The sequence below is a fragment of the Pseudomonas sp. PDM04 genome (assembly GCF_014851765.1).
In the GTDB taxonomy this organism is placed as follows: domain Bacteria; phylum Pseudomonadota; class Gammaproteobacteria; order Pseudomonadales; family Pseudomonadaceae; genus Aquipseudomonas.
In genome coordinates, this window is sequence record NZ_JACVAI010000003.1 from 817,027 (window position 1) to 835,243 (window position 18,217).

General features: G+C 62.0%; 18 protein-coding genes. 5 read left to right on the forward strand and 13 right to left on the reverse strand.

What is annotated here, in order from left to right:
• Positions 1–38: 38 nt before the first annotated feature.
• Positions 39–641: a molybdenum cofactor guanylyltransferase MobA gene (gene mobA / locus IB249_RS15780; RefSeq protein WP_192306263.1), complete on the reverse strand. Its 603-nt coding sequence runs from the start codon at positions 639–641 to the stop codon at positions 39–41.
• Positions 642–722: 81 nt separating this feature from the next.
• Here mobA and moaB point away from each other — a divergent pair, with 81 nt between their 5' ends.
• The gene (gene moaB / locus IB249_RS15785; protein WP_157711526.1) at positions 723–1,262 is read left to right on the forward strand and encodes a molybdenum cofactor biosynthesis protein B; all 540 of its coding nucleotides are present in this window, start codon (positions 723–725) and stop codon (positions 1,260–1,262) included.
• Complete coding sequence (gene glp / locus IB249_RS15790) at positions 1,246–2,472, forward strand: gephyrin-like molybdotransferase Glp (RefSeq protein ID WP_192306265.1); 1,227 nt, start codon at positions 1,246–1,248, stop codon at positions 2,470–2,472. The genes moaB and glp overlap by 17 nt, the downstream gene beginning before the upstream one ends.
• A gap of 57 nt (positions 2,473–2,529) precedes the next feature.
• Here glp and IB249_RS15795 read toward each other — a convergent pair whose 3' ends face one another.
• Positions 2,530–2,838 carry a hypothetical protein gene (locus tag IB249_RS15795; protein WP_192306267.1) on the reverse strand — a complete coding sequence of 103 codons (309 nt, stop codon included), beginning with the start codon at positions 2,836–2,838 and terminating at the stop codon, positions 2,530–2,532.
• Between the two features lie 224 nt (positions 2,839–3,062).
• Between IB249_RS15795 and yegS the strand changes: the two genes are divergently transcribed.
• The gene (gene yegS, locus IB249_RS15800; protein ID WP_192306269.1) at positions 3,063–3,980 is read left to right on the forward strand and encodes a lipid kinase YegS; all 918 of its coding nucleotides are present in this window, start codon (positions 3,063–3,065) and stop codon (positions 3,978–3,980) included.
• Here the strand turns inward: yegS and IB249_RS15805 are convergent.
• From IB249_RS15805 to IB249_RS15815, 3 genes are all read right to left on the reverse strand, one after another.
• On the reverse strand, positions 3,964–4,623 hold the full coding sequence (locus IB249_RS15805) for a response regulator transcription factor (RefSeq protein ID WP_192306271.1): 660 nt from the start codon (positions 4,621–4,623) through the stop codon (positions 3,964–3,966). The genes yegS and IB249_RS15805 overlap by 17 nt on opposite strands.
• Positions 4,620–5,513 carry a sensor histidine kinase gene (locus IB249_RS15810; RefSeq protein WP_192306417.1) on the reverse strand — a complete coding sequence of 298 codons (894 nt, stop codon included), beginning with the start codon at positions 5,511–5,513 and terminating at the stop codon, positions 4,620–4,622. Before IB249_RS15810 ends, IB249_RS15805 begins: the two co-directional genes overlap by 4 nt.
• Before the next feature lie 347 nt (positions 5,514–5,860).
• Positions 5,861–6,319, reverse strand: a complete 459-nt coding sequence (locus tag IB249_RS15815; RefSeq protein ID WP_192306273.1) for a hypothetical protein — start codon at positions 6,317–6,319, stop codon at positions 5,861–5,863.
• 458 nt (positions 6,320–6,777) lie between these two features.
• Between IB249_RS15815 and IB249_RS15820 the strand changes: the two genes are divergently transcribed.
• Together IB249_RS15820 and IB249_RS15825 are read left to right on the forward strand one after the other, a co-directional pair.
• Positions 6,778–7,713: a chemotaxis protein CheV gene (locus IB249_RS15820; RefSeq protein WP_192306275.1), complete on the forward strand. Its 936-nt coding sequence runs from the start codon at positions 6,778–6,780 to the stop codon at positions 7,711–7,713.
• Positions 7,714–7,860: 147 nt separating this feature from the next.
• A complete protein-coding gene (locus tag IB249_RS15825) occupies positions 7,861–8,667 on the forward strand; it encodes an MOSC domain-containing protein (RefSeq protein ID WP_192306276.1) in 807 nt (268 codons plus the stop codon).
• A 68-nt stretch (positions 8,668–8,735) separates the two neighbouring features.
• Here IB249_RS15825 and IB249_RS15830 read toward each other — a convergent pair whose 3' ends face one another.
• The 8 genes from IB249_RS15830 to IB249_RS15865 all read right to left on the reverse strand — a co-directional run bounded on the left by IB249_RS15830 (position 8,736) and on the right by IB249_RS15865 (position 18,044).
• On the reverse strand, positions 8,736–9,020 hold the full coding sequence (locus IB249_RS15830; protein ID WP_192306278.1) for a pyrimidine/purine nucleoside phosphorylase: 285 nt from the start codon (positions 9,018–9,020) through the stop codon (positions 8,736–8,738).
• Positions 9,021–9,089: 69 nt separating this feature from the next.
• Complete coding sequence (locus IB249_RS15835; protein ID WP_192306280.1) at positions 9,090–9,632, reverse strand: exonuclease domain-containing protein; 543 nt, start codon at positions 9,630–9,632, stop codon at positions 9,090–9,092.
• Positions 9,633–9,702: 70 nt separating this feature from the next.
• The gene (locus tag IB249_RS15840; protein ID WP_192306282.1) at positions 9,703–11,664 is read right to left on the reverse strand and encodes an acetyl/propionyl/methylcrotonyl-CoA carboxylase subunit alpha; all 1,962 of its coding nucleotides are present in this window, start codon (positions 11,662–11,664) and stop codon (positions 9,703–9,705) included.
• Between the two features lie 111 nt (positions 11,665–11,775).
• A complete protein-coding gene (locus IB249_RS15845; protein ID WP_192306284.1) occupies positions 11,776–12,573 on the reverse strand; it encodes an enoyl-CoA hydratase/isomerase family protein in 798 nt (265 codons plus the stop codon).
• Positions 12,570–13,727, reverse strand: a complete 1,158-nt coding sequence (gene atuD, locus IB249_RS15850) for a citronellyl-CoA dehydrogenase (protein ID WP_192306286.1) — start codon at positions 13,725–13,727, stop codon at positions 12,570–12,572. Before atuD ends, IB249_RS15845 begins: the two co-directional genes overlap by 4 nt.
• 24 nt (positions 13,728–13,751) lie before the next feature.
• A complete protein-coding gene (gene atuC, locus IB249_RS15855) occupies positions 13,752–15,368 on the reverse strand; it encodes a geranyl-CoA carboxylase subunit beta (RefSeq protein ID WP_192306287.1) in 1,617 nt (538 codons plus the stop codon).
• A 3-nt stretch (positions 15,369–15,371) separates the two neighbouring features.
• A complete protein-coding gene (locus IB249_RS15860) occupies positions 15,372–16,241 on the reverse strand; it encodes an SDR family oxidoreductase (protein WP_192306289.1) in 870 nt (289 codons plus the stop codon).
• 12 nt (positions 16,242–16,253) lie between these two features.
• A complete protein-coding gene (locus IB249_RS15865) occupies positions 16,254–18,044 on the reverse strand; it encodes an acyclic terpene utilization AtuA family protein (protein ID WP_192306291.1) in 1,791 nt (596 codons plus the stop codon).
• Between the last annotated feature and the right edge of the window lie 173 nt (positions 18,045–18,217).

The following is an 18,217-nucleotide window of genomic DNA, read 5'->3' on the forward strand; positions in this document are numbered from 1 at the left end:
TGAGACGTATACAACGCGCGCAAGTTCCTTGGCTAGTGTCACTCTGACGCGTTGATGGGGACATTGAGCAATTGCGGCGTATTGAGGTTGGCCAGGCGCGGATCGTTGTCGGGGCATTGCAGCGCGGTGGCGCCCAGTTTGCGCATGATGCGACCCGGGCTGCGCTCGCCGTCATGCCAGGCACTTTCGAACGTATCGCGCAGTGCGACGGGAATCACGCTGAGCAGGGGTTCCCAGTGTTCACCGTGTCGCAGCATCAAGGGGTGATCCGGATGCTGGCCGGCGGTTTCAAGCATGCTGTGCAACAGCGCGGTGTCGATGCGTGGCACGTCGCAGGGCAAGACCATCAGGAAGCGATGGTGAGCGACCTGCAAGCCCGCACGAATACCGGCCAGGGGGCCGGGAAACTCACCTTCGTCATCATGGACCAACCGGTCGGCGTAGGGCGCGTATTTATCCAGATTCCTGTTGCAGGAGATGATCAGGTCGTCGGTCAGCGGACGGGTCTTGCGTTGAAGATGTGCGATCAGGGGTTCGCCTTGCCACTCGATCAAGCCCTTGTCGCGACCGCCCATGCGTTGGCCGCGTCCACCGGCCAGGAGCAGAATGGAGCAGGGTGGCAGCGGTGTGTTCGAGCTCATGGCAGGTCTCCATGGGAGCGGCAAAAAAAGAGGGCGCTGTGATATAACACCGGGCTGTTTCTCCTACAACTGGATGAGCCTATGAAAGCCAAGGCTGATGTACCTTTTGCACCGCTCAATATCGCGGTGTTGACGGTCAGTGACACTCGTACCCTGGAAACCGATACCTCGGGCCAGGTCTTCGTCGATCGCTTGAGCGCTGCCGGTCATAACCTGGCCGCCCGGGTTCTGCTCAAAGATGATCTCTACAAAATTCGTGCGCAAGTTGCCAACTGGATTGCCGACGATGTCGTACAGGTGGTGCTGATCACCGGCGGCACCGGCTTCACCGGACGCGACAGTACGCCTGAAGCCGTCAGCTGCCTGCTGGACAAGCAGGTTGACGGCTTTGGCGAGCTGTTCCGCCAGATATCGGTAGCGGATATCGGTACCTCCACGGTTCAATCCCGGGCCCTGGCCGGCCTCGCCAACGGCACGCTGGTGTGCTGCCTGCCGGGTTCGACCAATGCCGTGCGCACCGGTTGGGACGGCATTCTTGCCGAGCAACTGGATTCCCGGCACCGTCCGTGCAATTTCGTGCCTCATCTGAAACAGGCGGCGCCTTGTGAATCCCGCGGGTAAGCCAGGGAAGACCGGCAGCTTGATGGCGCTCGAAGTGGCTCAGGCGCGCTTGCTGGAAATGGCTGCGCTCTCGCCGATCGTCGAGCGTGAACGCCTGCCGCTGGCACAGGTACAGGGCCGCGTATTGGCCGATGACCTGGTCTCGACGCTGGATCTGCCGCCGTGGCCCAACAGTGCAATGGACGGTTACGCCTTGCGCGCGGCCGATTGGACGGGAGAGCCGTTGCCGGTCAGCCAGAAGGTTTTCGCGGGTAACGCTGCGCAGCCTTTGACGCCAGGGACGTGTGCACGAATCTTCACCGGCGCACCGGTCCCGGCAGGCGCCGACTGCGTCGAGATGCAGGAAAACGCCGAGGTGCTGGCCGATGACCGTGTCCGATTCACCGAGGCGTTGGCGTCTGGGCAAAATATTCGTCCACAGGGCCAGGAAGCCACCGCTGGTGAGCTGATCCTGTCTGCGGGCACGCGACTGGGCTCGATCGAGCAGGGTTTGGCGGCGTCCCTGGGCTGTGCGGAGCTGGACGTGGTCCGCAAGGTTCGCGTCGCTGTACTGTCCACGGGCGATGAACTGGTTGAACCGGGGCAGGCGTTGGGGCCGGGCCAGATCTACAACAGCAATCGAGTGCTGCTGTGCAGCTGGTTGCAACGTCTGGGTTGTGAAGTGATCGACGCCGGCATTCTTCCCGACAACCTTGAGACGACGCGTGCCCGCCTGGGTGAGCTGAAGGATGTCGATCTGATTATGTCGACCGGCGGCGTTTCGGTGGGGGAGGCGGATTTCCTGGGTATCGTCCTGCGGGAAGAGGGCGAGCTGACCTTGTGGAAACTCGCGATCAAGCCGGGCAAGCCGCTGACGTTCGGGCATTTCCGTGGTGTTCCTGTGATCGGTTTGCCCGGAAATCCGGCGTCGACTCTGGTGACCTTTGCGTTGTTGGCGAAGCCCTACCTCCTGCGCCGCCAGGGCGTCACGGAGCTTGAGCCCCTGAAGTTCCAGGTGCCAGCCGGATTTGCCTGGCCCAAGGCCGGTCAGCGACGTGAGTATTTGCGCGGACGCCTCGAGAACGGCCGGGCAATCATCTACAGAAACCAGAGTTCGGGCGTCTTGCGCAGTGCTGCGTGGGCTGATGGCCTGGTGGAGGTGCTGGAAGGACGCACCTTGGTCGAAGGTGACAGCGTTGGCTTCATTCCGTTGAGTGAAGTGCTGGGCTGAGGCCTGTCGTGCGCAAACCCGGTTCATTGAGCCGGGTTTAGCCTGTGTGGTTGCCGCTTAATGAACGACCAGGGCCACCAGTTGATCGAAGCGGCTGTTGGCGATCCATCCGAGCAGGCCGAGCACGACGGCTGTTCCGCCGGCGGAATAGGCGAGCCTGTGCTTGATGGACCTGACGTCGCACCGGACTTCCTCCATGTCTCTGCGGATGTATTTAAGGTGCGTTTCCAGCTCGACGACACGAGGTTCCATATCAACTTCTCCAGTGGATTGTGCTGTGGTTTTCCGTTCGGTTTGATAAAAGGCCCGCCTTTCTGCGAGCGGTGAGACCGGAGCGACCGGTGCATGGGTGTCAAGGCTTTGCATGGTACGTCCCTGTAGTGCGGGTGATGACGGGTCAACCTGATCGCCAAGTTGGACCAATCATCCTCGCGGGTCAATTGAGCCGATTCCTCACGTTTTGTAAGAAAAAATCCCGCTTTGTAGGACCTCGCCAGCGTTCAGCTTGAAATAATTCATATTTTTGCGACTTTTATGCGGTGCGCAGGGGTCACATTTCCATACGTATTACACACACGGGAGTGACCACGATGGGCGAACGCAAGGCACTGTTGATTCTGCACGGTAAACAGGCGCTCAACGAGGAGGTCCGGGCGGCTGTTCAGGATCGACGTGCACAAGGTTGGGAGCTGGCTGTACGCCTCACCTGGGAGGCCGGCGACGCTCAACGATGGGTGGACGAAGCGCTGGCGGCGGGATACGAGCGAATCATTGCCGGCGGGGGGGACGGGACATTGCGCGACATTGCCGAGGCCATGGCCGCGCATTCGACGCAGGCCAGTCTGGTGCTGATGCCGCTGGGAACCGCCAACGACTTTGCCCGCGCCGCCGGGGTGCCCCTTGAGCCAGCCCAGGCCCTGGACCTTCTGGATACCGAGCCGCGTGCCATTGATCTCGGCGAGGTGGGTGGGCAGGTGTTCCTGAATATGGCCACGGGTGGCTTTGGCAGTCAGGTCACCGCTAACACCTCCGAGGAATTGAAAAAAGTGCTCGGAGGCGCGGCTTACCTGTTCACCGGGCTGTCACGCTTCAGTGAGTTGCATGCGGCTTATGGTGAACTCAATGGCCCGGATTTCCAGTGGAGCGGCGAGTTGCTGGCGCTGGGCATTGGCAATGGTCGCCAGGCGGGGGGTGGGCATGAGTTATGCCCGCAGGCTTTGGCTGACGATGGTCTGCTGGATATCAGCATTCTGCCGGCCCCGCAGGAAGTGGTCGGTACGTTGAAAAGCCTGCTCTCCGATGGCTTCGGGATGGACAGCCTGTTCGTGCGGGCTCGCCTGCCGTGGGTTGAAATCAAGGTTGCGGAAGGCCTCTGCATCAACCTCGATGGCGAGCCTCTGGAAGGCGACAGTCTGCGCTTCTCGGCGCGCCCGGCGGCACTGCGGGTGCATTTGCCGCCTGACTCGCCGTTACTGAGTCATCCGACGGCAATCAGTCATCCAGGCTGATGATCTGCTCGCGCACGGCGAACAGCACCAACCCGGCCACGTCGTAGATCTGCAGGCGTTTCATGATTTGCGAGCGATGGGTTTCAACAGTCTTGATGCTCAGGCCCAGGCCGTTGGCGATTTCCCGGGTGGATTTGCCGCGAACGATCAGTCGCAGGATTTCCAGCTGGCGCGCCGTCAGGTTGTGCGAGTCGGCGGGGTCGGGCTGCAGCTTCTGGTTTCGGGTCAGCGCCTGGTTGATGACGGTGTGGGCGATGGCCGGGCTGAGGTAGCGTTCGTTATTGCTCAAGGCCATCAGGGCATGTTCGAGCTCGGTGGCCGTGGTGTCCTTGAGCAGATAACCATGGGCACCGGATTCCAGTGCCTGCATGATCAATGCCGGGTCGGTGTGCATCGACAGGATCAACACCCTGCTTTGCGGATGCAGACGCTTGAGCCGCTGCAAGGCTTCCAGGCCGCCGGTCTGCTTCATGGAAATGTCCAGCAGGACGATGTCCGGGGATAACTGCTCGAACATCTCCAGCAACTGCGAGCCGTCGTTGGCTTCACCGATTACCGCATAGCCGGGGATATCCAGCACCAGGGCGCGCACGCCCGCCCTGATCAGCGAGTGGTCATCCACCAGTAGTAAATTACAAGTCAATGCATAACCTTATGGGTACTGGCCCGTTCCAGCGCACGCGGCGCCCAGGGGAAGAGAGCTTCGATTTGAGTGCCTTTGCCGGGCTCGCTGATCACACGCAGCGTGCCTCCCAACTGGTCGATCCGTTCCGACATCCCGGCCATTCCGCGTTGGCCCTCGCGCCCCGGGTCTGATGCCGGGGCGAATCCCTGGCCATCATCGCTGATCGATAACGTCAGGCCCTCAGGCTGGCGTTGCAGGCGAACCAACAGGTTGTTCGCATCGGCATGGCGCAGGATGTTGGTGACGGCTTCCTGGGTGATCCTGAAGGCAGCCAGGGCCATTTCTTCGGGGATGCCGGTCAGGCGCGAGTGGCATTCCAGGCTCCAGTTCACCGGTGTATTGGCCAGGGTCTTGAGCAGGTGCGCACGCAGGCTGGCTTCCAGTCCCAGGCTCGTCAACTGCCTGGGGTTGAGAATGGCCGATACATCCCGGACTTTGGTCAGGGTTTCTTCCAGGGTGTCGCAAAGCACGGCGCATTGCTCCTGCAGTTCTTCAGGCATTCGGCGCTTGAGCCATTGCCCTTGAAGTTTGGCGGCTGTGAGCAATTGGCCGATATCGTCATGCAGTTCGCGACTGAGTCGGTGGCGTTCATTTTCCTGAACCTTCAACAGTCGGTCAGCCAACTCCTGGGGTTCGAATTTTATCGACTTTCGCGAAAGACCATACTGCACCAGGAGTGCAGCCAGGGTCGCCATATTGAGCAAGAGCAGAATGAGGGGCAGGCGGGTGGACAGGCAAAAGACCGCCAGGTTTCCAAGTGTCGAGCAGGCACACAGCAACAGCGTGAACCGGCGTGCGTTTTCTCCGGAGGGTGGCCACGAGATAATTGACTTGAGGCTGGCGTACATAACGGATGGAGCCAATGGATGTTCGCTGCGGGCAGACCGGTCGAGTTGTCGACGAGTCTCTGTCTGGGTCACTGTTTGCCAATAATTGACTTCAATTAATGGCCGGCATAATACCACTTAAGATACCGTTGGTCGCGTTTGGTAAATATGTCCGAGTCGTCAGGAATTAAAGGGTGTAGGACGTTAGTTCCACAATGGGGAAGTTTTCAGGGAGAAGGTTTTTTTGTATCGAATTGTCGTAGGCGCAATATTCAATCGCGTCGCGCAAGTGTATTCAAGTTACCGATTGGTCTCATGGTAAATAAGAATACGAACCACTGCATAGTTGGCAGAAACCCACGACGGGGTTATGGAAAAGAGATGAGCCTGAGCGGTTTTGCGTGGGCGGGTGGATGAAACTGGCTTTGCCCGACCTGGAAGGCAAAGGCTTCGATCAGCGATGTCTGTTCGCTGTCATCCAGGCACAGTTGCCCGGTTGTCTGATCGATCAATTCGAGTTGCCATGCCATCAGGGTGAAGCAGTCTTTCAGCGCTCCCAGTGCCTGGGCATGCAGGTCCATGTGTTGTTGGGCATGATTGAGCAGGCCATGAATGTGCAGCGAGAACTCCGAAACAGCGACCAGCGCGAGGGCGTCGGCCTTGCTGGCCAGTTTCAGCAGGGTGCTCATCATGCACTCGATGGCGTCCTTGTCATTGCTGATCAATTGCAGATGACTCAGGCACTCCTCGGATTTGGCCAGGAGCGTTTCTGCCTCGACGAGAAATTCCGGGAGCCGTTGGGCCCACTCTTTACGGTCGTTCGGCATGCTTATCTCCACAACTTCATGTCAAGTGAGGGCGTGTCGTTTGTATTGATTAGGATGGTCTGAAGCCGATGCTGGCCGGTTGTAAGAGATCGCGTTCCAACCGACGTGAAGGCAGGCAGGGGAGCTCGAGAAGGTGGAAATCCACTGATCTGCGATCGCACACAAAAGCCTGACTCCGTTCATGCAGTGAGAATGGCGTCACATTAATGGCTATTGGATATTGCGAATATCAGGTTGGGCCTGATTGTTGCTCAGGGATTCCCTTACGCACGGGAACCTAACGTGCGAATTGTGGTCGCGCCGCAGGGATTGAAGCAGATGAATTGAGGACGCTAGTAAAGCATGATGTTAATGTGACATCAATGCTGTGATGGCATTTTGTGCGGGGGTCAAGCTCCGGCCAAAACAGCCGATAACCCTCTTTAGTGAATTCATCAGAACAAGCCCAGGAGTCATTGATGGCCGGCATTCTCGACACGGTAGACCAACGCACGCAACTGGTGGGTGAGAATCGCCTGGAAATTCTCATGTTCCGACTGGCGGGGCGGCAATTGTTCGCAATCAACGTGTTCAAGGTCCAGGAAGTGTTGCAACTGCCGAAGCTGACCCTGATGCCCCAGCGTCACCCGTTCGTCTGCGGTGTGGTCAACCTGCGTGGTCAGACCCTGCCGGTGATTGACCTGTCCCAGGCCATCGGCATGCGTCCGCTGGTGCCCAGTCCGACCAGTACGATCATCGTCACCGAGTACAATCGTTCGGTGCAGGCCTTCCTGGTCGGTGGCGTGGACCGCATCGTCAACATGAACTGGGAAGCCATTTTGCCGCCACCGAGCAGCGCTGGCCGCCAGCATTACCTGACCGCGATCAGCAAGGTCGACGATCAACTGGTGGAAATCATCGACGTCGAAAAAGTACTGGCTGAAATCGTCCCGTACAACGCCAAGGTGTCCCGCGACAAACTCGACGATCCGGTCCTGGAGCGTGCCCGTGGCCGCGAAGTGCTGCTGGTGGACGATTCCAACGTGGCCCTCTCGCAATTGCGCGACACCCTGGGCCAGTTGGGCGTGAAGATGCACATCGCCAGCGATGGTTTGAAAGCGTTGAACATGCTCAAGGGCTGGGCGGACACCGGCGTCAACATGACCGACAAGCTGCTGATGGTCTTTACCGACGCGGAGATGCCGGAAATGGACGGTTATCGCCTGACCACCGAGATCCGCAATGACCCGCGCCTGCGCGGCCTCTACGTGGTGCTGCACACGTCGCTGTCGGGCAGCTTCAACGACTCGATGGTGAAGAAGGTCGGCTGCGACAATTTCCTCTCCAAATTCCAGCCGGACAAGCTGGTCGACGTGGTGCGCCAGCGCCTGATGCTCGACGCTGTGCCTGCTTGACGCCTACTGTGGGAGCGAGACTGCTATTCGACATTCAGGCTGAATGTGGAATCGCTTTCGCGAGCCGGCTCGCTTCCACGATTTGCGCTTTGATTCGGCGCTGAAGCTCGTATAGGGTGGCGTTTTTGACCATCTGGGGAGCTGGACATGCTGCGTCTGAGCGCGCTTTATCGTTTTCCGTTGAAATCCGGCAAGGGCGAAGCCTTGAATCAGGTCAGCCTCGACAAGCTCGGGCTGGACGGGGATCGACGCTGGATGTTGGTGGACGAGGCCAGCGGGCGTTTCCTGACCCAGCGTGCAGTGGCGCAGATGAGTCAGTTGTCGGCGTTGTGGAATGCCCGTGGCGGTTTGACCCTCAGCGCGCCGGGCCACCCGACGATCGATGTCGCCCTGCCGGCAGATGATGCAGAGCTGCGCGGCGTGACCATCTGGCGCGACACCTTGCGTGTGCCCGATGCCGGTGACGAGGCGGCCGCCTGGGTCAGTGGCTTCATCGGCAAACCGACTCGCCTTGTGCAGATACCGCTGGACCGCGCGCGCACCACGCAGGCGGGCTACGGCAAGGACGACGATCAGGTGGCGTTCGCCGATGGTTTCCCCTTGTTGCTGATTGGCCAGGCCTCCCTCGAGGATTTGTCGAACAAGGTCGGGCGCCCGTTGGAAATGCTGCGCTTTCGGCCGAACCTGGTGATCGAGGGCGCCGAGGCTTTCGCCGAGGACAACTGGAAGCGAATCCGCATTGGCGAGGTCGAGTTCCGCGTGGTCAAGCCGTGTTCACGCTGCATCCTGACCACCATCGATCCGCAGACCGGCGTGCGCAGCGACGACCGTGAACCGTTCGCGACCTTGCAGAAATACCGGGCCCGGGAAGAGGGGGCGATGTTCGGCCAGAACCTGGTCAACGACGGTAACGGTCAACTCGAAGTGGGCATGCCGGTGACCGTGCTGGAATAAACGAGCCTGAATGAAAAATGCCCGTGTCCTGGGACACGGGCATTTTTTTTGCGCTTGAAATCGCAGGGTTAGCCGCGGTATTCGCACAGGTAAGCGGTGTCGACGGCCACTTTCAGCTGGAACTTGCTGTTGGCGGGCACGTTGAACTGGCTGCCGGCGTCGAAGGTTTCCCAGTCGCTGCTGTCTGGCAGCTTGACGGTGAGGGCGCCGCTGACCACGTGCATGATTTCCCGTTGGCTGGTGCCGAATTCGTATTCGCCCGGAGCCATGACGCCGATGGTCGCCGGACCTTCAGCGGTGCCGAACGCGATCGACTTGACGGTGCCGTCGAAGTACTCGTTGACTTTGAACATGGGCGATTCCTCGAAAAGGGCTGAAAAAGGCCGGCCAGTATGCACAAGGCCCCGGGCCGCGTCACCTCTCTAGAGGGGCAGAATCAGCGGTAACAGACGTGCTGTATTGCGCGCATCCTCCAGCGCCCGGTGCTGTTGGCCGTTGAACTGCAATCCCGCCAGTTGCAGTGCGCCGTTGAGGCCCAGCGGGCGATCCAGCCTCCTGGCCTTGGCAAAGCGCTGCTTGAGGTTCATGTGCGGTACGCGGCTCAGCTGGCTGTCGAGTTGCAGGCGCTGCCATTCCTGAACCAGTTGCTTGCGGTCGTAGTCGCCCCAACTGGCCCAGCCTTCCAGGCGCGAGTGATGCTGGCCCAGCCAGCGTTCGAAAGATGGCCAGACTTCGGTCAAGGGTTGTGCGCTGTCGATGTTGGCCTGGGTGATGTGGGTCAGCTCCCGGCAAAACGCCGTGAGCAGCGGCCGCCGCAGCGGGCGCACGAATCGCTGGAAATGGTCCTGCTCGCGTCCTTGGCGATCCACCAGCGTGGCGCCGATTTCGATGATTTCCATTTCCGTGACCGGCCAACCGCCTTCATCGGTGGTGGCTTCCAGGTCAATGACCAGCCAATGAGGCATTGCAGGGTTCCTGATATCCGCGTGCTGATGCGCTTGAGCGTAGCCAAAGCCGACGCATCCGCCTAGCGGGTTATTCGACCTCCAGTAAAATCTGCCGGTTTTTCACCTGGTCGCCCACCCTCACCTGCAAGCGCTTGAGCACGCCATCAATGCCGGATTTCAGCGGATGCTCCATCTTCATGGCTTCGAGCACCACCAGCAGTTGGCCTTTGCTCACCGGACTGCCTTCTGTCACCAGCACATCGACGATCGCTCCGTCCATCGGCGCCTTGAGCGTGCCGGAGCTGGCGCTCGCCTGACGGCTGACCTGCGCCTGTGTGCGGTCCACCAGGCGCAGGCTGCCGGGGCGGGAAAACAGCCAGAGCTGTCCGTCTTCGAGGCGATAGGCATGGCGCTGGCGCAGGCCATCGATTTCCAGGGTGGCCCAGTGCCCGTCGCAGTGAATCACACTCAGGGCGAGCACCCGCGTGCCGACCTCGACGCGATAAGGTTCGCCTGCGACCGCGTTGATCTGCACCGGCCAGTCCTGATCCTCGACACCGATGCGGTACTTCAGCGGCACGCTGGCGTTGTTGCGCCAACCGGCCCGTGCGCCGGGATGAGCCTGGGCCGAGGTGTGATGGAACAGCGCCGCTGCCGTCGCCAGTTCTTCGGCGCCGGGAACATGAGGGTGCAGGCACGGATGGTCGGCGAAAAATGTCGGAATGAAGCCGGTGCTGAACGTCCCGCTGATGAACTGTGGGTGGTCCAGCAGGCTGGCGAGCAGGCGCTGATTGCTCGGCAGGCCCAGCAGCACGCTGTCCTGCACCGCCCGCAGCAACTTGCGCCGGGCCTCTTCCCGGGTCGCGCCATGGGCAATGAGCTTGCCCAGCATCGGGTCATAGAACGGGCTGACGTGCTGTCCTTCGACCAGGCCATGGTCGATGCGCACGCCGTTTTGCAGGGCCGGCTGCCAGGCGACGACGCGTCCGGTCTGCGGCAGGAATCCCTGGGTCGGATCTTCGGCATACAGGCGCACTTCCATGGCGTGGCCGCTGAGTTGCACCTGCTCCTGGCGCAACGGCAGCGGCTGCCCCTGAGCGATGTGCAGTTGCCAGGCCACCAGGTCCAGGCCGGTGATCAGTTCGGTGACCGGATGCTCCACCTGCAACCGGGTGTTCATCTCCAGAAAGTAGAACTGCCCACGCGCGTCCAGCAGAAACTCCACGGTGCCGGCGCCCACGTAATTCACCGCCCGACCGGCCTTGAGCGCCGCTTCGCCCATGGCCTGGCGCAGTTCGGCGGTCATGACCGGGCAGGGCGCTTCCTCGATGACTTTCTGGTGACGACGCTGGATCGAACAGTCGCGCTCACCGAGGTAGATCAGGTTGCCGTGCTGATCGCCGAACAGCTGGACTTCGACGTGGCGCGGATCGATCAGGGCTTGTTCGAGGATCAGTTCATCGCTGCCGAACCCATTCAAGGCTTCCGAGCGCGCGGTGCGAACCTGCGCCAGCAAGTCCGCGGCATCGTGCACCAGGCGCATGCCGCGCCCGCCACCGCCGGCGCTGGCCTTTATCATCAGCGGAAAGCCGATGCGTTCGGCTTCGCGGCTCAGCGTCGCGTCGTCCTGCTCGGCGCCCTGATAGCCCTTGATGCAGGGGACGCCGGCGTCGAGCATGGCCAGTTTCGACAGGCGTTTGCTGCCCATCAGCTCGATGGCGTCGGGGCTCGGGCCGATGAAGGTGAGGCCGGCCTGCTGGCAGGCGCGCGCGAAGCCGGCGTTTTCAGAGAGAAAACCGTAACCGGGGTGGATCGCGTCGGCGCCGCTGCGGCGGGCGGCCTCGAGAATGGCCGCCGTGTTCAGATAGGACTGCTGCACCGGGGCCGGGCCGATGTTGACGGCTTCGTCGGCGATTCGTACGTGCAGGGCATCGGCATCGGCGTCGCTGAACACTGCGACGGTGCGATAGCCGAGGGCCTGGGCGGTGCGCTGGATGCGGCAGGCAATTTCACCGCGATTGGCGATCAGGATTTTGTTGAATCCGGGCATTGGGCTGTTCCTCGAGTGTTGATGTTGCCGGTCAGGCCGTCATCGCGAGCAGGCTCGCTCCCACAGTGGCAACGCATTCAAGTGTGGGAGCGAGCCTGCTCGCGATGCCTTTCAACAGGACCACCCCGGTTTGCGTTTCTGCACGAAGGCGATGGTGCCCTCGGTTCCTTCCGCGCCAGTCACCGCTTCACTGAACCACTCGGCCGCCTGATCGAGCAGTTCATCCGACGGCTGCAGCGCACTGGCCAGCAGCAACTGCTTGGTGGCCGCATTCGCCCCCGGGGCGCAGCACAACACATGGGCCAACACTTCATCGAGGCGTTCGGCCAGGGCCTGCGGGTCCTGTTCGACAAAGTGCACCAGGCCCATGCGACGTGCCTGCATGCCATCGAAGCGTGCGGCGGTCAGGGCCAGCCGACGGGCCTGGGTCAAGCCGATACGCTGGACCACGAAAGGCGCGATCTGCGCGGGCAGCAGGCCGAGGCTGGTTTCCGGCAGGCCGAACTGCGCCTTATGATCGGCGATGGCGATGTCACTGACGCAAGCCAGGCCAAAACCACCGCCGAGCACCGCCCCTTGCAGCACCGTGACCACCACTTGCGGCGCGTGTTGCACCGCTTGCAGCAGCGAGCCGAACGCGCGGTTCAGGTCGCGATAGGCGCCCGGTCCCTGGGCACGGGCAGCGGCCATGTCCTTGATGTCGCCACCGGCGCAGAAATGCCCGTCGGCCCCGCCCATCACCAGGGCGCGGATCGCCCGGTCATCACGGGTGGCCGCCAGCACCGAACGCAGTTCGGCGACCATTTGCAGGCTCATGGCATTGCGGCTTTGCGGGCGGTTGAGGGTGATGTGCAGCACGCCGTTATGCTGTTCGAGCAACAACGTCTGGCAATCCGGCAGGGGGCTCATTTCTTTTTCCCCGGCAGGATGCCCATGAGTTTGCAGATGATCCCCAGCATGATTTCGTCGGCCCCGCCGCCGATGGAGACCAGCCGCACATCGCGGTAGGCGCGGGCCACCGGGTTGTCCCACATGAAGCCCATGCCGCCCCAATATTGCAGACAGCTGTCGGTGACTTCCCGGCCCAATCGTCCGGCCTTGAGCTTGGCCATCGAGGCCAGACGCGTGACGTCCTGGCCTCTGACGTATTGCTCGGTGGCCTGGTAGACCAGCGCGCGCAGGCATTCGATTTCCGTTTGCAGTTCGGCCAGGCGGAAGTGAATGACCTGGTTGTCGATCAGCGCGCTGCCGAACGTCCTGCGCTCCTTGCAGTACTCGATGGTGCTGTCGACGCAATACTCCAGGCCCTTGATCATGTTGGCCGCGCCGAACAGGCGTTCTTCCTGGAATTGCAGCATCTGCATCATGAACCCCGCGCCTTCATGACCGATGCGGTTGCGTTGCGGGACGCGCACGTTGTCGAAAAACACCTGGGCGGTTTCCGAACTGCGCATGCCCAGCTTGTCCAGATGCGAGCTGAGGCTGATGCCCGGGGTGTTCATCGGCACCATGATCAGCGACTTGTTGACGTGCGGCTTGTCATCCGAGGTGTTGGCCAGCAGGCAGATGAAATCGGCGCTTGGCGAGTTGGTGATCCACATTTTGCTGCCGTTGATCACGTAGTCGTCGCCGTCCTTGCGGGCGCTGGTTTTCAAACCGGCAACGTCGGAACCGGCACCGACCTCGGACACCCCGATGCAACCGACCTGCTCGCCGCTGATCGCCGGGCGCAGGAACTGCTCGCGCAATTCATCGGAGCCGAACCGCGCCAGCGCCGGGGTGCACATGTCGGTCTGCACGCCGATGGACATCGGGATCCCGCCGCAATGGATGGTGCCGAACTCTTCGGCGGCGACGATCGAATAGCTGTAGTCGAGGCCCATGCCGCCGAATTTTTCCGGTTTGGAAATCCCCAGCAAGCCGAGTTCACCGGCCTTGCGCAGGACCTCGTGGATGGGAAAACGCCCGGCCTTTTCCCATTCTTCGACGTGCGGGTTGATCTCGTGATCGACGAACTGGCGCACGGTACGGCGCAGTGCTTCGTGTTCCTGGGTGAAGATCATTTTTATTGTTCTCCTCTGGCCGGCTCAGAACCGGGCTACGCCAAAACTGTTGGTGTGCAGTGGCCGCACGTCGGCCTCATGACAGATGTCCAGCAAGTAACCGAGCAGGGTGCGGGTGTCTCGCGGGTCGATCAGACCGTCGTCCCACAGGCTGGCGCTGCCGTACAGCGCGGTGGACTGGCTGTCGAGTTTCTGCGCGGTGACCTGCTCCAGCATGTCGAGCATTTTCGGATCGGGTGTCAGCCCGTCCTTGAGCTGCCTGGCCTCGGTGACGATGCGCAGCACCTTGCCGGCCTGAGCGCCGCCCATCACCGCCGTGCGGCTGTTGGGCCAGGCGAAAATGAAGCGTGGATCCAGGCCTCGACCGCACATTGCGTAGTTGCCGGCGCCATAGGAACCGCCGACGACGATGGTCAGTTTCGGCACCCGCGCATTGGCCACCGCCTGGATCATCTTGGCGCCGTGCTTGATCACACCCTGTTGCTCGGACTCGGTGCCGACCATGAAACCGGTGGTGTTATGGAAGAACAGCAGGGGTGTGCGGCTCTGGTCGCAGAGTTGAATGAACTGCGCGGCCTTGCTCGCGCCTTTGGGCGTGATCGGGCCATTGTTGCCGATGAAGCCGCAGGCGCGACCCTCGATCTGCAAGTGGCCGCAGACGGTCTGTTGATCGAACTCGCCCTTGAACTCGAGGAAGTTCGAACCGTCAGCGATCCGCGCGATGATTTCGCGTACGTCGTAGGGTTTTTTCGGGTCGTCGGGAATCAGCCCGAGCAGTTCATCGATGGGGTAGCGCGGCGGCTGCCACTGGCGTTCGGGTAACCAGGGCAACTGAGCGTTCCAGGCCAGCATCGCGACAATCTCGCGCACCTGGCGCACGCCGTCGGCATCGTTTTCCGCCAGGTACTCGGCGGTGCCTGCTGTTTGCGCGTGCATTTCGGCGCCACCGAGTTCCTCATCGGTGGCCACCTCACCGGTGGCGGCCTTGAGCAACGGCGGTCCGGCGAGAAACAGCTTGGCCTTGCCACGCACGACCACCACGTAATCCGAGAGCCCCGGCTGATAGGCGCCACCCGCCGTGGCCGAGCCGTGGACGACGGTGATCTGCGGCAGGCCCAGGGCCGACATCCGCGCCTGATTGGCAAAGCTGCGTGCGCCTTCGACGAAAATCTCCGTCGCATAATTGAGGTTGGCGCCGCCGCTTTCGGCGAGGGTGATCACCGGCAGTTTGTTTTCCATGGCGATCTGTTGCAGGCGCAGGGACTTTTTCAAGCCGCTGGGGGAAATCGTGCCGCCCTTGATCGCGCTGTTGTTGGCAATCACCAGGACCCGGGCGCCGGACACGTAGCCAATGCCGGCGATCAAGCCACCACCGGCCGAGCTGCCGTCCTTGTCGTCATGCAATTTGTAGCCGGCCAGGCTCGCCAGCTCGAGAAACGGCGCGCCGGGGTCGAGCAGCAGGTTGAGACGTTCGCGGGGCAGCAGCTGCCCGCGCTTGTCGAATTTGGGCTTGGCTTCAGCGGCCTTGTCCAGCAGGTTCTGTTCCAGCTGACGGAGGTGCTCCACAGCGGCCAGCATGGCCGTTCGGTTGCGGGCAAACTGTTCGCTGAGCGGGTCGATGTGTGACTCGATCACTGGCATGACTTAGTCCTTGTCCTGAAGCACGTCTGGGAGACAGGCGCGGTGGAAGCCGTTATAGGATTCGCTGTGGGTCGCCTTGTGCAGCGGCCATGCCCGTCCGCCCAGGCTGGCGGCACCGTCGATGCGCAAGGTACTGCCGCTGATGAAGGCGGCGGCGGGGCTGAGCAGGAACACGATCGCCGCGCTGACTTCCGATTCGGTGCCGATGCGCTTGAGCGGCACGTGTTCGCGCAAGGTCGGAATCACTGCCTTGAAGGCGCCTTCGTAGGTGTCCATGCCGCTGGAGGCAATCCAGCCCGGCGCCACCGCATTGACCCGCACGCCGGCGTAACCCCATTCGAACGCCGCGGTCTTGGTCAGGTTATCCATGCCCGAGCGCGCCGCGCCCGAGTGGCCCATGCCGGGCATGCCGCCCCACATGTCGGCGAGCATGTTGACGATGGCGCCGCCGTGTTTGCTCATCGACTGGTTGAACACTTCCCGCGCCATCAGGAAGCCGCCCACCAGATTGGTGCGCATCACGGTTTCGAAACCCTTCTGGTTGATTGCGGCCAGCGTCGACGGAAACTGGCCGCCGGCGTTGTTGACCAACCCATGGATCGGGCCGTGCTGGCGGATCAGCTCACTGACCAGTTGCCTGACCGCCTCCTCTTCGCGGATGTCGCACGCCTGCCAATCGGCGCGACCGCCATCTTCGACAATCTCGGCCGCCACGGCTTCCAGCCGGGCGGCCTTGCGCCCCACCAGCAGCACGTGGGCTCCGAGGGCCGCCAGTTCATGGGCGGTGCAGCGACCGATGCCGCTGCCGCCACCGGTGACGATGATGGTCTGGTCGGCAAACAGATCGGCTTTGAAAATCGAATCGTAGGCCACGGCGGCAGTCCTCTAGTTGACCTGATCGGCGATGTGCGCAGGCACTGGAATCTGAATCTCCAGCAATTGTTGGGCGAAGGCCTTGCCCTGCGGATCGATGCGCAGGCTGGCCACGCCGCCGCCGCCAAGGGCATTTTCCAGAAGGAAGTTGAGGCTGTGGGTTGCAGGCAGGTACCAGCGCTCGACGCGTCCATGGACCGGATCGAGCACGTGGCTCATCCAGTCGACGAGCACTTCCGGGGTCAAGGCCTCGGCGATCCACGGCAGGTACTCCGGCTCGCGGGCGATGACGCCGATGTTGCTGTGATTGCCCTTGTCGCCGGAGCGCGCGACGGCAAGTTTGACCAGCGCCACGCTGGCATCGGCGCGGCCCGTGGGGGGCGGCGGGGCGACCGGCAGGGGCAGGTCCGCGCTGGCGAGGGGGGCGGGGGCGGGCAGGGCGCACGGGTGACGCTGGCCGTCCACCTCGACCTGCAGGGTGCAGGCGCTTTTTTCGATCAGGAACGAAAACAGCCGGATCAGCGGATACACCGTCGGCCGACCGCCGACGATCCCGGTCAACCCTGGCGCCATGCCGGTGGCCGCCTGGGCGATTTCACGGGAGAAGGTGACGAGGGCCCGTTTGTCCGGATGGCGCACGGCGAGCTTGATCACCACTTCGCGGCTGTCGTGGCGCTGGCCGTGGGGGCCATAGGTCGCCTCGCTGCCCAGCAGTTCGATGCTCACCTCGCTGTAGGGAGCCCAACCGCGCTGAAGGAAGATGTCGGAAGTCTTGTTGATGATCGCTTCGCTGACCCGTCGCGCCTTGTCGACGGCATCGATCCCGGCGATCAGGCAACTGGCGGTGCAACGAAAACCGTCCGGGTACGTCGCGCTGACCTTGTACTGGTCGGAAGGCGGCAGGCCTTTGGCGCCATGGACGTGGACCACGTTCTTGCCTTGTTGCGCCAGTTTGACCTGGGTGAAATCGCAGACCACGTCGGGCAGCAGATACGCCTGCGGGTTGCCGATTTCATAGAGCATCTGTTCGCCGACGGTCAGTGGTGTGATCAGCCCGCCGGAGCCTTCGGGTTTGCTGACGATGAACTGGCTGTCGGCGCTGACTTCGACGATGGGAAAGCCGATGTGTTCGTAGTCGGGGACGTCGCGCCAGTCGGTGAAGTTGCCGCCGGTGCATTGGGCGCCGCATTCGATGATATGACCCGCCAGTGCGGCCTGGGCGAGTTTGTCGTAGTCGTGCCAGGACCAGCCGAATTCGTGCACCAGCGCGGCGCTGACCACGGCGCTGTCGACCACGCGGCCGGTAATCACGATGTCGGCCCCCAGACGCAGGGCTTCGACGATGCCCGGCGCGCCCAGGTAGGCGTTGGTGGAAACGCACAGCGCCGGTAATGGCGCGCCACTGAACATTTCCTGGAGGCCGCGACTGGCCAGTTGCTTGAACTGCGGTTGCAAATCATCGCCCAGCAGCACGGCAATTTTCAGCGGCACGCCGGCCTTGTCGCAGGCCGCCTGCAGGGCAGCGGCGCAGGCCTGCGGGTTGACGCCGCCGGCATTGCTGATGACGCGGATCTTCTGTTCGGCCAGTTTTCCCAGCAAGGGGCTGAGGACTTCGATGAAGTCACCGGCGTAACCGGCCTGGGGATCCTTCATCCGCGCACCGGCCATGATCGACAGGGTGATTTCGGCCAGATAATCGAACACCAGGTAGTCCAGGCGCCCACCGTCCACCAATTGTGCGGCAGCCGTCGAGGTGTCGCCCCAGAACGCGCTGGCGCAACCGATGCGAACACTTTCGGGCACAGACCTTTCCATAGTCACCTCCATCGAACGTGCACCGAGACTACCAAGCAAGCGCTTGGTTTGTAAATCCCTTGAACATCTTCTGCCCGAGCGCTTGCTTGGTTGCCTGCGCCAGCTTAAATTGCCCGCGCAACCCCGCTGTTTTGGCGATGGACTCGACTGTAGGAGAGAAC

Excerpts from the sequence above, each read along its gene's own strand:
- mobA (WP_192306263.1), bottom strand. The coding sequence starts at position 641 with ATGAGCTCGAACACACCGCTGCCACCCTGCTCCATTCTGCTCCTGGCC.
- moaB (WP_157711526.1), top strand. The coding sequence starts at position 723 with ATGAAAGCCAAGGCTGATGTACCTTTTGCACCGCTCAATATCGCGGTG.
- IB249_RS15795 (WP_192306267.1), bottom strand. The coding sequence starts at position 2,838 with ATGCAAAGCCTTGACACCCATGCACCGGTCGCTCCGGTCTCACCGCTC.
- yegS (WP_192306269.1), top strand. The coding sequence starts at position 3,063 with ATGGGCGAACGCAAGGCACTGTTGATTCTGCACGGTAAACAGGCGCTC.
- IB249_RS15810 (WP_192306417.1), bottom strand. The coding sequence starts at position 5,513 with ATGTACGCCAGCCTCAAGTCAATTATCTCGTGGCCACCCTCCGGAGAA.
- IB249_RS15815 (WP_192306273.1), bottom strand. The coding sequence starts at position 6,319 with ATGCCGAACGACCGTAAAGAGTGGGCCCAACGGCTCCCGGAATTTCTC.
- IB249_RS15820 (WP_192306275.1), top strand. The coding sequence starts at position 6,778 with ATGGCCGGCATTCTCGACACGGTAGACCAACGCACGCAACTGGTGGGT.
- IB249_RS15825 (WP_192306276.1), top strand. The coding sequence starts at position 7,861 with ATGCTGCGTCTGAGCGCGCTTTATCGTTTTCCGTTGAAATCCGGCAAG.
- IB249_RS15830 (WP_192306278.1), bottom strand. The coding sequence starts at position 9,020 with ATGTTCAAAGTCAACGAGTACTTCGACGGCACCGTCAAGTCGATCGCG.
- IB249_RS15835 (WP_192306280.1), bottom strand. The coding sequence starts at position 9,632 with ATGCCTCATTGGCTGGTCATTGACCTGGAAGCCACCACCGATGAAGGC.
- IB249_RS15840 (WP_192306282.1), bottom strand. The coding sequence starts at position 11,664 with ATGCCCGGATTCAACAAAATCCTGATCGCCAATCGCGGTGAAATTGCC.
- IB249_RS15845 (WP_192306284.1), bottom strand. The coding sequence starts at position 12,573 with ATGAGCCCCCTGCCGGATTGCCAGACGTTGTTGCTCGAACAGCATAAC.
- atuD (WP_192306286.1), bottom strand. The coding sequence starts at position 13,727 with ATGATCTTCACCCAGGAACACGAAGCACTGCGCCGTACCGTGCGCCAG.
- atuC (WP_192306287.1), bottom strand. The coding sequence starts at position 15,368 with ATGCCAGTGATCGAGTCACACATCGACCCGCTCAGCGAACAGTTTGCC.